The sequence below is a fragment of the Kluyvera genomosp. 3 genome (assembly GCF_011765685.1).
Lineage (GTDB): Bacteria > Pseudomonadota > Gammaproteobacteria > Enterobacterales > Enterobacteriaceae > Kluyvera > Kluyvera georgiana_A.
Map to the genome: position 1 here is coordinate 350,286 of NZ_CP050321.1, position 13,159 is coordinate 363,444.

The 13,159-nt window shown below is 56.0% G+C and carries 9 protein-coding genes; 5 read left to right on the plus strand and 4 right to left on the minus strand.

Annotation, left to right across the window (positions count from 1 at the left end):
- Nucleotides 1-22: 22 nt before the first annotated feature.
- The 3 genes from hmsP (at nucleotide 23) to GY169_RS01655 (ending at nucleotide 5,189) form a co-directional block, all read left to right on the plus strand.
- On the plus strand, nucleotides 23-2,032 hold the full coding sequence (hmsP, locus tag GY169_RS01645) for a biofilm formation regulator HmsP (RefSeq protein WP_167574862.1): 2,010 nt from the start codon (nucleotides 23-25) through the stop codon (nucleotides 2,030-2,032).
- A 151-nt stretch (nucleotides 2,033-2,183) separates the two neighbouring features.
- On the plus strand, nucleotides 2,184-3,470 hold the full coding sequence (locus GY169_RS01650; protein ID WP_163446840.1) for a dicarboxylate/amino acid:cation symporter: 1,287 nt from the start codon (nucleotides 2,184-2,186) through the stop codon (nucleotides 3,468-3,470).
- Nucleotides 3,471-3,698: 228 nt separating this feature from the next.
- Nucleotides 3,699-5,189, plus strand: a complete 1,491-nt coding sequence (locus tag GY169_RS01655; RefSeq protein WP_163446838.1) for a M16 family metallopeptidase — start codon at nucleotides 3,699-3,701, stop codon at nucleotides 5,187-5,189.
- A gap of 217 nt (nucleotides 5,190-5,406) precedes the next feature.
- Here GY169_RS01655 and GY169_RS01660 read toward each other — a convergent pair whose 3' ends face one another.
- Nucleotides 5,407-6,336 carry a sugar kinase gene (locus tag GY169_RS01660; protein WP_167574863.1) on the minus strand — a complete coding sequence of 310 codons (930 nt, stop codon included), beginning with the start codon at nucleotides 6,334-6,336 and terminating at the stop codon, nucleotides 5,407-5,409.
- A 227-nt stretch (nucleotides 6,337-6,563) separates the two neighbouring features.
- On the opposite strand from GY169_RS01660, the gene pdeH reads away from it, so the two are divergent.
- Nucleotides 6,564-7,334, plus strand: a complete 771-nt coding sequence (pdeH, locus tag GY169_RS01665; RefSeq protein ID WP_163446834.1) for a cyclic-guanylate-specific phosphodiesterase — start codon at nucleotides 6,564-6,566, stop codon at nucleotides 7,332-7,334.
- Between the two features lie 76 nt (nucleotides 7,335-7,410).
- A complete protein-coding gene (locus GY169_RS01670) occupies nucleotides 7,411-9,471 on the plus strand; it encodes an AsmA family protein (protein WP_167574864.1) in 2,061 nt (686 codons plus the stop codon).
- A gap of 50 nt (nucleotides 9,472-9,521) precedes the next feature.
- Here the strand turns inward: GY169_RS01670 and GY169_RS01675 are convergent, their stop codons facing one another.
- From GY169_RS01675 to GY169_RS01685, 3 genes are all read right to left on the minus strand, one after another.
- On the minus strand, nucleotides 9,522-10,838 hold the full coding sequence (locus tag GY169_RS01675; protein WP_167574865.1) for an MFS transporter: 1,317 nt from the start codon (nucleotides 10,836-10,838) through the stop codon (nucleotides 9,522-9,524).
- Nucleotides 10,839-11,101: 263 nt separating this feature from the next.
- Nucleotides 11,102-12,064 (minus strand): inner membrane protein YhjD, encoded by a 963-nt coding sequence (gene yhjD, locus GY169_RS01680; RefSeq protein WP_223882138.1) that lies wholly within the window; start codon nucleotides 12,062-12,064, stop codon nucleotides 11,102-11,104.
- A gap of 91 nt (nucleotides 12,065-12,155) precedes the next feature.
- Nucleotides 12,156-13,055 (minus strand): LysR family transcriptional regulator, encoded by a 900-nt coding sequence (locus tag GY169_RS01685; RefSeq protein WP_167574866.1) that lies wholly within the window; start codon nucleotides 13,053-13,055, stop codon nucleotides 12,156-12,158.
- Between the last annotated feature and the right edge of the window lie 104 nt (nucleotides 13,056-13,159).

Consider the following 13,159-nt stretch of genomic DNA (forward strand, 5'->3'; position numbering starts at 1 on the left):
TTCGTACCTGTGGAGAGCTCTTTTGCGCGTCAGCCGTTCACTTACTATAAAACAAATGGCTATGGTTGCTGTTGTTACCATGTTGTTTTTGTTCATATTTTGCTTTATTTTGCTGTTCCATTTTGTGCAGCAGGATCGCTATAACACGGCTACGCAATTAGAGAGTATCGCGCGCTCGGTGCGCCAACCCCTTTCCGCAGCCATCCTTAAGGCCGATATCCCGGAAGCAGAGTCCATTCTTGGACGTATTCAGCCGTCAGGTATTGTTAGCCGGGCGGACGTGGTATTGCCAAACCAGTTTCAGGCGCTGCGCATGAGCTTTATCCCGGAACGCCCCGTTCCGGTGAGCATTACCCGTATTTTCGAACTGCCGGTGCAGATATCGCTGCCGCTCTATTCGCTTGAACGGCCGGCAAACCCGCAGCCGCTGGCCTATTTGGTGCTCCAGGCCGACTCCTGGCGTATGTATAAGTTTGTGATGAGCGCGCTGGCAACGATAGTGACCGCTTACTTTCTTCTGGTGTTGATTCTGACCGTTGCCCTGACCTGGTGTATTAACCGGCTTATCGTCAGGCCGCTGCGCAGTATCGCTTATGAGATTCACGACTTACCGGGGGCGGACCGCATCGGGCATCAGCTGACGCTGCCGCGCCTGCACCATGATGATGAAATTGGCACGTTGGTCCGCAGCTATAACCGTAACCAGCAGGCCCTGTTACGCCAGTACGACGAACTGAGCAGCCAATCGACCCGATTCCCGGTTTCTGACCTGCCGAACAAAGCGTTCTTGTTGGGGCTACTGGAGCAAAGTCTGGCGCGCAAAACGCCGGTGGCGCTGCTGGCGATTGCCTGCGAAACCCTGCAGGACACTGCAGGCGTACTGAAAGAGGCGCAGCGCGAAATGTTGCTGCTGACGCTCGCCGAGAAGATTAAACAGGTGATCTCGCCGCGTATGGTGCTGGCGCAGGTCAGCGGCTATGACTTCGCTATTCTGGCTTACGGCGTTAAAGAACCGTGGCACGCCATTACATTAAGTCAGCAAGTACTTACTATCATGAATGAGCGTTTACCGTTGCAGGGGATTCAGCTCCGCCCGAGCGCCAGCATTGGTATCGCCATGTCTAACGATGGTCTGACGGCGGAGCAGCTTTACCGACGTTCACTCTCCGCCGCCTTTACCGCACGCCGTAAGGGCAAAAACCAGATCGAGTTCTTTGACCCTGAACAGATGATCAAGGCGCAGAAACGGCTGACTGAAGAGAGCGATATCCTGACGGCGCTCGATACGCAACAGTTTTCTATCTGGCTTCAGCCGCAGGTGGATACTGCCACCGGCAAGGTGTGTAGCGCCGAGGTGCTGCTGCGCCAGCGTCAGCCGGACGGTAGTTGGGCGTTACCCAACGATTTGATCGATAGTATTGAGTCCTGTGGCCTGATGGTTACCGTTGGCCATTGGGTGCTGGAAGAAGCCTGCCGCCAGCTGGCGGTGTGGCAATCGCGCGGCATTATGCTGCCGCTGTCGGTAAATATCTCCGCGTTGCAGCTGCTACATCACGATATGGTCTCCGACATGCTGGCGTTGCTTAACCGCTACCGCATCGCGCCCGGCACGCTGGTGCTGGAAGTGACCGAAAGCCGCCGTATCGACGACCCGAAAGCCGCGGTGGCGATCCTGCGTCCGCTGCGTAACGCCGGGGTAAGGATTGCGCTGGATGACTTCGGCATGGGCTACGCCGGGCTGCGCCAGTTGCAACATATGAAGTCGGTACCGGTCGACATCCTGAAGATTGATAAAATCTTTATCGACACGCTGCCGGAAGACGCCAGTATGGTATCGGCCATCATCCAGCTGGGGCGTAGCCTCAATCTGAAAATGGTGGCTGAAGGCGTTGAAAATGAAGAACAATATGCCTGGCTGCGTGCGGCGAGTGTGGATGTGTTGCAGGGCTTTCTGTTCGCTCGTGCGGTACCGCCGGAGGTGTTCGAGCAGGATTATCTCGGCCAGGAGAAATCGCTGCTACCGAGTCACTGAACATAGCAATTGTGCGTGTCAGCTCAAAGATTTAACAATTAAATATCAAATCAACGTACAAATATTTCGATTATGTTTCTTGGATGTTATTTTGTGCTCACAGGTGAAAATAAACCCTACTTTTCCTGTGGCTATAGCTTAAGGACATCCTATGAAAACCTCTTTCTTCAAAAGCCTCTATTTCCAGGTGTTAACGGCGATAGTGATCGGCGTGTTGCTCGGTCACTATTACCCGGAATTGGGCGCGCAAATGAAACCGCTCGGCGATGCCTTCGTCAAACTGATTAAAATGATTATCGCGCCGGTTATCTTTTGTACCGTAGTAACAGGGATCGCTGGCATGGAAAGCATGAAAGCGGTTGGCCGCACTGGCGCAGTTGCGTTGCTGTACTTTGAAGTGGTCAGTACTCTCGCCCTGATTATTGGCTTGATCATTGTGAACGTGGTTCAACCCGGCGCCGGGATGAACGTTGACCCGGCAACGCTGGATGCCAAAGCGGTCGCCATGTATGCCGAACAGGCGAAAGATCAAGGGATTATCCCCTTCCTGATGGATATTATTCCGTCGAGCGTCATTGGCGCCTTTGCGAGCGGTAACATCCTGCAGGTGCTGCTGTTTGCGGTGATGTTTGGCTTTGCGCTGCACCGCCTGGGTAACAAGGGCCAGCTGATTTTCAACGTCATTGAAAGCTTCTCGCAGGTCATCTTCGGCATCATCAACATGATCATGCGCCTTGCGCCTATTGGCGCTTTCGGGGCGATGGCCTTCACCATTGGTAAATACGGCGTAGGCACGCTGGTGCAGCTCGGCCAGCTCATCATCTGCTTCTATATCACCTGTATTCTGTTTGTGGTGGTGGTGCTGGGTTCTATCGCCCGCGCGACCGGCTTCAGCATTTTCAAATTTATCCGCTATATCAAAGAAGAACTGCTGATTGTGCTGGGCACCTCCTCATCGGAGTCCGCGCTGCCGCGTATGCTCGATAAAATGGAGAAACTGGGTTGCCGTAAATCGGTGGTGGGGCTGGTTATTCCTACCGGTTATTCATTTAACCTCGACGGCACCTCGATTTACCTGACGATGGCGGCGGTCTTTATCGCCCAGGCGACCAACAGCCATATGGATATTTTCCATCAGGTGACGTTGCTGGTGGTGTTGCTGCTTTCGTCGAAAGGGGCGGCCGGTGTCACCGGGAGCGGCTTTATCGTGCTGGCGGCGACTATCTCTGCGGTGGGTCATTTACCGGTAGCCGGTCTGGCTTTAATTCTGGGTATTGACCGCTTTATGTCCGAAGCGCGCGCGCTGACCAACCTGATTGGTAACGGCGTGGCGACCATCGTGGTCGCGAAACGCGTGAAACAGCTGGACGCTCAGCAGATGGACGACGTGCTCAATAACCGTCCGACTGCGAAAAAACCGCACGAATTATCCTCTTAATCCTCCCACTTACGCCCGTACTCCCTTGCTGGAGTGCGGGCTCCTGCGCATAATTAGGCGGCGTCATGAATGGGCTGTGCTAGCCTATGGCTGTCGTGCATTTTATTTTTCTGAGCCATGTGACGTTTTTGCGATCGTGTGGTCTAACTGACGTATTTACTTCATTATTTTAGGCAATCGCTCTATGGCGGTTGTCTTTGTAACCAGGAACGTTCATCAGGGGTTCACATGCAGGGCACAACAATTCGACTTTTAGCCGGTGGTTTGCTGATGATGGCAGCGGCCAGCTATGTGCAGGCAGAAGCGCTCCAGCCGGACCCGGCCTGGCAACAAGGTACGTTGTCTAATGGCTTCCAGTGGCAGGTGCTTGCCACACCGCAGCGCCCGAGTGACCGTGTAGAAATCCGGCTCTCTATTGATATTGGTTCGCTGAATGAAAGCGCTCAGCAAACCGGCTTTAGCCACCTTATTCCTCGTATTGCACTGACCCAAAGCGGCAGTCTGCCAACCATGCAGGCGCGCTCGATGTGGCAGCAGGGTATTGACCCAAAACGCCCGCAGCCTCCTGCGGTCGTCTCGTATGACTACACCCGCTTTAATCTGAGCCTGCCAAACAACCGCAGCGATCTGCAAAAAGAGGCGCTGAACTGGCTGGCCAGCTCGTTGGGCAAACCAAACATCACCCAGGAAAGCGTGAATTACGCGCTGAGCGTGCAGGATATGGTCGCGACCTGGCCGCAGGATACCAAAGAAGGTTGGTGGCGTTATCGTCTGAAGGGGTCGACGATGCTGGGTCACGACCCGGCTGAACCGCTGAAAATGCCGGTGGATGCGAAGCAGGTCGCCGAGTTCTATCAGAAATGGTACACCCCGGACGCCATGACGCTGATTGTGGTCGGCAACGTCGACAGTCGCGCAACAATTGAACAGATTAGCAAAGCCTTTGGCGAGCTGAAGGGCAAACGTGAAACGCCGGCAGCGCTGCCGACGCTGTCGCCGCTGCGTCCGGAAGCGGTGAGCATTATGACCAACGCGGTCCGCCAGGATCGTTTATCCATCATGTGGGACGCGCCGTGGACGCCAATCCGTGAATCGGCAGCGCTCCTGCGCTACTGGCGCGCCGATCTCTCCCGTGAGGCGCTGTTCTGGCATGTTCAGCAGAAGCTGAGCCGTACCAACACCAAGGATATCGGGCTGGGCTTCGACTGCCGCGTGTTGTACCTGCGCGCGCAGTGCGGCATCAATCTGGACTCACCGGGTGAAAAGCTGGAAAACAACCTGGGGCTGGTGGCGCGTGAGTTGGCTAACGTTCGTGATAATGGCCTGCCGCAGGATGAATTTGATGCGCTGGTGGCGCAGAAAAAGCTGGAACTGCAAAAGCTGTTTGCGACCTACGCGCGCATGGATACCGACGTGCTGATTAGCCAGCGTATGCGTTCGCTGCAAAATCAGGTGGTGGATATCGCGCCGGAGCAGTACCAGAAGCTGCGCCAGAGTTTCCTCGACTCGCTGACGGTGGAGATGCTGAATCAGGATCTGCGTCAGCAGCTTTCGCAGGATATGGCGCTGATTTTACAGCAGCCAACCGGCGAGCCTGAGTTCAATATGAAGGATCTCCAGGATACCTGGGGTAAGATCATGCTGGCGGAGAAGACGGAGTCGGCGGCGGCAGTGGATGAAAGTCATCAGGATGTGACGGATATTCCACCGGCGCAGTAATTTGCCCGGTGCATGCCCCCTCACCCTAACCCTCTCCCCAATGGGGAGAGGGGACCGAGCGTGCAAATGCTGACGTCCGATTTTCTCCCACGCACATTCTGCTTTTCTCCCTCGCCCCTTTGGGGAGAGGGCCGGGGTGAGGGGAAATCTCTTCTCCCAGCCTCCAGACGAAAAAAAACCTCTCCCAGCCGGAAGAGGTTTTTTCATACCCGAAACCTTATGCAGGCATTGCGTCGCGCGGAATAATCGCCCCACGATGCTGAATCACGGTGCTCGCCGTCAGGTGGCCGCGTTTTGCCGCCGCCGCCGCATCGCCGCCGGTCAGGCGCACGGACAGGTAGCCTGCGCTGAACGAGTCACCTGCCGCCGTGGTATCCACCACTTTCTCTTTCGGCAGTTTAACCGCCGGCACGTCTACCAGCGCTTCACCTGCGATGGCTACCAGGCAGGAGTCTGCGCCACGTTTCACCACCACTTCGTTCACGCCAGCGGCCTGAGTACGGGCAATGACTTCTTCAACCGGCTTCTCGCCCCACAGCGCGTCTTCGTCGTCGAGCGTGAGGAAAGCGATATCGGTGCATTGCAGCATCTGCTGGTAAACCTGCTGCGTCTCTTCTTTGCTTGCCCACAGGCGCGGACGGTAGTTGTTGTCAAAGATGACCTTACCGCCGTTCGCGCGACACTGCTTCAGCAGCGCCAGCAGTTTTTCACGGCTGGCCGGGCTTAAAATCGCCAGGCTGATGCCGCTCAGGTAGAGATAGTCAAAGCTCGCCAGCTGTTCGCAGATGGCGGCAGACTGCTCGCTCTCCAGCCAGAATTTAGCGGCAGCTTCGTTACGCCAGTAGTAGAAGGTGCGCTCGCCGGTATCATCGGTTTCGATGTAGTACAGGCCCGGCATGCGGTCGCTCATGCGTTGAATCAGGTCAGTTTTGACGTTCTCTGCCTGCCAGGCGTCCATCATCTGCTGGCTGAATGTGTCGGTACCCAGCGCGGTCACGTAGTTGACGCTGAGTTCTGCAGGGGAGACCTGACGCGCGATATAGACGGACGTATTTAAGGTGTCGCCGCCAAAGCCGCGGTTAACTTGTGCGCCCTTCTCGGACAGTTCAATCATGCATTCGCCAATCACGGCAATTTTTTTGGACATAGTCATCAACCTGATTCGGTAAATTTTTCGTAGTGTGCGCTGTGGCTATTCGATGGTCAACTATATTAAAACAACGTTCCATTATTTTTTTTGAGCTAGCGCGTGTTACGACGTATTTGTCAGCAATACGGAAAAATAAAATGCCCACGATGGACATAAAGTTCTCAATGGCGACGCCGATAACCTAAACACCAGACCCTCAGACCCTCTATTCACAGGAAGCTTAAATGACGTTAAAGCAGGTGAGCCAGCGGGCGAGAGTTCCTGATACGGAGCCAGAAAGCCTACAGCAGCTGCGTTATTGGCAAGAGTGTGAGCGCGTCTATACCTACCAGCCTATCTACACCACGCAAGGCCGCTTGATGGCGATCGAAGTGCTAACGATAGTGACCCATCCCTCTCAACCGCAAAAACGTATTGCCCCGGATCGTTACTTCGCCGCAGTCTCTATCGGTCAGCGGATCCACGTCATCAAAGAACAGGTGGCGATGCTGGCAAAAAAGAAATCATTTTTTGAACAGAATAAGGTGCTGGCGTCGGTTAACGTCGATGCGCCGACGCTGCTGGAAATGCGCCAGGACCGGATACTGAGAACGATGATTGAAACGCTGCCGTGGCTGCGCTTCGAGCTGGTAGAACATATGCCGCTGCCGCAGGACTCTTCGGTCGCCTCGCTGTGTGAATTCGGCCCGCTGTGGCTGGATGATTTTGGCACCGGCATGGCCAACTTCTCGGCGCTAAACGAAGTGCGCTATGACTACATCAAGGTGGCGCGCGATCTGTTCATCATGCTGCGCAAAACCCCGGAAGGCCGCAAGCTGTTCATCCTGCTTCTGGAGCTGATGAACCGCTACTGTGAAGGGGTGATCGTGGAAGGCGTGGAGACGCTGGAAGAGTGGCGTGAAGTGCAGCAGTCGCCAGCACATGCGGCGCAGGGCTATTTTCTTTCTCGTCCAATACCCTTTGCTCATCTTGAAGAGGTGTTTTTGTCCCTTTGAATCAGGCTGTTTCCGGTAATTCCATCTGTCTGGTCTATCTTTAGGACAGGCAAGGGAAGAAGCGAGGAAGCAGAATATGACCAGAGCAGGCAAAATTACCGCCACAGTAGCAGGGACTTTCTTGTTGTTGATCGTCGCACTCATCGTGGTGATAGCGACCTTTGACTGGAACCGACTCAAACCGACCATCAACCAGAAAGTCTCTACAGAACTTAACCGTCCGTTCGCTATCCACGGTGATTTAGGCGTGGTGTGGGAGCGCCAGAAACAGGAAACCGGCTGGCGAAGCTGGGTGCCGTGGCCGCACGTCCATGCGGAAGATATTACGCTCGGCAATCCGCCAGACATCCCCGATAAAACGATGGTCCATCTCCCCCGCGTGGAAGCCACCCTCGCGCCGCTGGCGCTGCTGACCAAAACCGTCTGGCTGCCGTGGGTTAAACTGGTGAAACCCGATGCGCGGCTGATTCGCCTGTCAGAAAAAAACAATAACTGGACCTTTAATCTCGCCGGGGACAAACAGCCGGACTCCAACGCACAGCCCTCCAGTTGGTCTTTCCGCCTCGATAATATTCTCTTCGACCAGGGGCGGATCGCGATTGATGACAAGGTTAGCAAGGCGGATATCGAGATCCTCGTCGATCCGCTGGGCAAGCCGCTGCCGTTTAGTGAGGTGACGGGCACTAAAGGTAAAAACGAAAAATCCAATGTGGAAGATTACGTTTTTGGCCTGAAGGCGAAAGGGCGCTATAACGGCGAACCGCTGAGCGGCACGGGGAAAATTGGCGGCATGCTGGCGCTGCGCGGCGCGGATGCCTCGTTCCCGGTGCAGGCCGATTTCCGCTCCGGTAATACCCGGGTGGCGTTTGCCGGGGTAGTGAATGACCCGATGAAAATGGGCGGCGTCGACCTGCAGCTGAAATTTTCCGGCGATTCGCTGGCGGATCTGTATGACCTGACCGGCGTACTGTTGCCCGATACGCCGCCGTTTGAGACCGACGGTCGGCTGGTGGCGAAAATCGATACGCAGAAGTCTTCGGTCTTTGATTACCGTGGCTTTAACGGACGGATTGGCGACAGTGATATTCACGGCTCGCTCAGCTACACCACCGCTAAGCCGCGTCCGAAGCTGGAGGGCGATCTGGAGTCGCGCCAGCTGCGGCTGGCGGATTTAGGCCCGCTGATTGGCGTTGATTCCGGCAAAGGCGCGGAACAGTCGAAGCGTGCGGAGCAGAAAAAGGGCGAGAAAAGCATTCAGCCCGCCGACAAAGTGCTGCCGTATGACCGCTTTGAAACCGACAAATGGAACGTGATGGATGCCGATGTTCGCTTCAAGGGCCGACGTATTGAGCACGGCGGCAGCCTGCCGATTAGCGATCTCTCCACCCATATTGTGCTGAAGAACGCCGACCTGCGTCTGCAGCCGCTGAAGCTTGGCCTGGCGGGCGGCAGCATCAACGCCAACGTTCATCTGGAAGGGGATAAAAAGCCGATGCAGGGGCGGGCGGATATTCAGGCCCGCCGCCTGAAGCTGAAAGAACTGATGCCGGACGTTGAACTGATGCAGAAAACGCTCGGTGAGATGAACGGCGATGCCGAGCTTCGGGGAGCCGGTAACTCTGTGGCGGCGTTGCTCGGCAACAGCAACGGCAACCTGAAGCTGCTGATGAACGACGGCTTAATCAGCCGCAACTTGATGGAGATCGTCGGGCTGAACGTCGGTAACTACATTGTCGGGCAGATTTTTGGCGACGATGAAGTGCGGGTGAACTGTGCGGCGGCCAATCTCGACATCGTCAACGGCGTGGCGCGCCCGCAGATTTTCGCCTTCGATACCGAAAACGCGCTCATCAGCATTAGCGGAACGGCGAGCTTCGCCTCTGAGCAGCTGGATTTAACCATCGACCCGGAAAGTAAAGGCATACGCATTATTACCCTGCGCTCGCCGCTGTACGTGCGCGGCACCTTTAAGAATCCGCAGGCTGGGGTGAAAGCGGGGCCGCTTATCGCCCGCGGCGCAGTCGCCGCGGCGCTGGCGACGCTGGTCACGCCGGCCGCCGCGCTGCTGGCGCTGATTTCCCCCTCCGAAGGCGAGGCAAACCAGTGCCGAACGATTCTGACCCAGATGAAGAAGTAAGAAGGATCAGGCCGGATAGGGCGCTGTGGCACCGCTATCCGGCAAATCAATTACAGCGACTGATGGCGCGTCTCATGAGTTAACAGCAGCGCAATCAGCGTTAGCGCGGCCATGCAGGCCAGATAGATGCCAACGGCGGCCAGCCCATAGTTCGACTGCAGCCATGTCGCGATATACGGCGCGACCGATGCGCCCAGAATCGACGACACGTTGTAGGAGAAGGAGGCTCCGGTATAACGGACTTCCGTCGGGAACAGCTCCGGCAGCAGCGCTCCCATCGGGCCAAAGGTCAGGCCCATCAGGCTCAGGCCCACCAACAGGTACAGCATAATCAGCGCCGGGTTCCCGGAGCCCAGCAGCGGCTGGAAGAAGAACAGCGCGAAAATAATAATCAGGCTGGTAATGACGATCATGCTTGGGCGGCGACCAAAACGGTCCGCCAGCAGGCCCGCGATTGGCACCATTACGCCAAAGCCAATCACCGCCAGCATCAGCATCCACAGCACTTCGTTACGCGGCAAACCCAGACCGTGTGGCACGGCGGCGGTACTGTAGGTCATCGAGTAGACGGTCATGATGTAGAACAGCGTATAGGTTGCCAGCATGATAAAGGTACCGAGTACCGTCACGCGCACGTGTTTGCTGAGCAGCGTGCCCATCGGCACTTTCACCTGTTTCTTCGCGGCGGCCACTTTGGCGAATACCGGCGTTTCATGCAGCGACACGCGAACGTACAAGCCAATGATCACCAGCACAGCCGAGAAGATAAACGGCACGCGCCAGCCCCAGGTCATGAACTGCTCGTCGGTCAGCAGCCAGGAGAGCAGCAGGAAAGTGCCGTTCGCAAAGAAGAAGCCAATCGGCGCGCCCAGCTGCGGGAACGAGCCGTACAGCGCACGCTTACGCGGCGGGGCGTTCTCGGTCGCCAGCAGCGCCGCGCCGCCCCATTCGCCGCCCAGCCCCAGACCCTGGCCAAAGCGCGCCAGCGCCAGCAGCATCGGCGCCAGAATGCCAATGGATTCGTAACTCGGCAGCAGGCCGATCACCACGGTGGAGATCCCCATGGTAAGCAGTGAAGCTACCAGCGTCACCTTACGGCCAACGCGGTCGCCGAAGTGGCCAAATAGCGCGGAACCGATAGGGCGGGCGACGAAGGCAATGGCGAAGGTTGCCAGCGATTGCAGCGTGGCCGCCGTCGGATCGCCCTGCGGGAAGAAGATGTGCGGGAAGACGATCACCGCCGCGGTGGCGTAAATATAGAAGTCGAAAAACTCAATGGCGGTGCCGATAAGCGAAGCCACGACGACTTTGTTACGCGAGTTAACCGGAGCGGTTGCCTGTTCGTTGTCGAGTGTTGTGCTGGTCATAGTGTTTTCTAATATTTATAGCGAACGAAAGGCCATATTAGACATAGCAAAAGCGACATTTCAATCTGTAACAGGATTGTAAAATGAGGCAAAGAAGGGGAAAAAGTGGATAATTTTTATACCAGGAAATTGGCATCCATGAAATGCTTCACATTTTTTATAACTTGGATGATAAAACTGGTTTTTGGTTAAATAAAAGTTACGGGCTGGATTTATATGCTGAAACGATGGACTGGGCTGAAGTTTTCAGCCCAGCGTCGCGCTTAGCTATGTGTTTTTCCCGGCATGCGCGGGTCGTCTTTGTATTCTGCGGTGGCGATCCACGCGGCGCAGAACAGGGTCAGGCGGGCGAAGAAGTAGAAGAACGCCATCAGGCCAAGCACTGAACCAAACGCCGCGCCGGAAGGCGATTTCACCAGCGTTGGCAGCGTCCAGGTCATGATAATTTTAATCACTTCAAAACCGATGGCGGCAATAAAGGTGCCGCGAATCAATGCCTTCTTACGCGGACGATGGCGAGGCAGACGCCAGAAAATCCAGAAGAACAGCAGGTAGTTGGCGAAGATAGAGATCGCCAGGCCAATCAGTCGCCAGGCGGGTTTCAGCCACTCGATGCTGTCGAGGTACAGCGCGGAGATAATCATCTGCTGGGCGGAACCGGCCACCGAGGTGATGGACAGCGTGACAATCAGCGCAACCAACAGGCCAATCAGCGACACGAAGTCACGCAGGTATTTTACCCAGATGGCCTCCTGGTCCTGCGGCGTGCGTTCCCAGACGTCACGCGACTGCGCGCGAATCGCTTCGCGCAGGTTACCCATCCAGTTCACGCCAGAGTAGAGGGCAATCCCCAGACCCACCAGGCCGACGGTGGTACGCTGCTGGACGGCGGTATTAATGGTGCTTTTTAAGGTCGCGGCCAGCGTCGGGTCGCTGACGTTGTTGAGGATTTTATTGAAAATATCCTGAAGTAGTGTGGGATGTGAGGCGAGGATAAAACCGGCGGCGGCAAACGACACCATCAGGATCGGAATCATCGATAAAAATGAGAAGTAGGTAATCGCCGCACCGAACTGGTTACCCATTCGGTCATTGAAGCGCTCGGCGGCGCGAATCAGGTGGGCGATGACCGGGCGGCGCTGAATCTTCTGCGCCGTGCTGGTGACGGTATCCAGCGCTTTGCTGGCCTTTTGCTGTAGACGTTTGTCGTTGTTTTCCGACGTCATCAGGGGAAATTTCCTTTTTATTGCTTTTACTTAAGTATAGAGGGTTCTGCGGAGTCGGTGCTGTTTGCCCCAACCGGACCCGGTGCCAGATTCAATCGACATAGTCGCGCAGCACCTCGGTTAACCACTCCATCAACACATGCACCCGGCGCGACAGGTTGCGGCGGTGAGGGTAAATCAGCGATACCGGCATCGGTTCCGCCCGATACTGCGGCAGAATTTCCACCAGGGTGCCGTCGCGGAGCGCATCGCGGATGCCAACTCGCGGAACCTGAATGATGCCCAGCCCTGCCAGACAGGCCGCATGGTAGGTTTCGGTACTGTTTACCGTCAGCACTCCGCCTGTTTTCACCCATTGCGTTCCGGTATCCCTTGCCACTTCAAAGCCTTGCGGACGCACGCCGAGGTTTACCGCATAGTGTACCAGCGCATGGCTGCTGAGATCTTCCAGTGATTCCGGATAGCCGAAGCGGGCGAGATACGCCGGGCTGGCGCAGTTGATAATGGTGAGCTTACCGAGCGGGCGTGCAATCAGTCCCGAATCCTTCAGCGTACCGACGCGTACCACGCAGTCAAACCCTTCGCGAATCACATCCACCAGGCGATCGCTGCTGCTGAGTTCCAGTTCGATACCGGGATAGTGTTGCAAAAAGTCGGGCAGGCGGGGAATGACCACGTTCCGGGCGACAGCGACCGGCATATCCACCCGCAATCGACCACTGATGCTGCTGGGATCGTTCTGGAACATGCCGTCCAGCTCATCAAGATTGCTCAGGAGATCTTTAGCACGCTCAAAGTAGACCATCCCGTCCTGCGTCAGCAGCACGCGGCGGGTAGTGCGGTGCAGCAGGCGGCAGCCAAGGTGATTCTCCAGCGCCTGAATCTGTCGCGATACGCTACCTTTAGGAAGGCCCAGCGTGTCGGCCGCACGGGAAAAACTCTCCAGTTCGGCCACGCGGATGAATAGCTGCATTGCGTGAATTTTATCCATCAGAATGACCTATTGTTGTCGTAAGTGAGACAGTGAAGCGTAATTAGCAGTATTTATTGTTCTTTTATCACCTAATAAGCTTGTTCTCAACGTACACACCACCT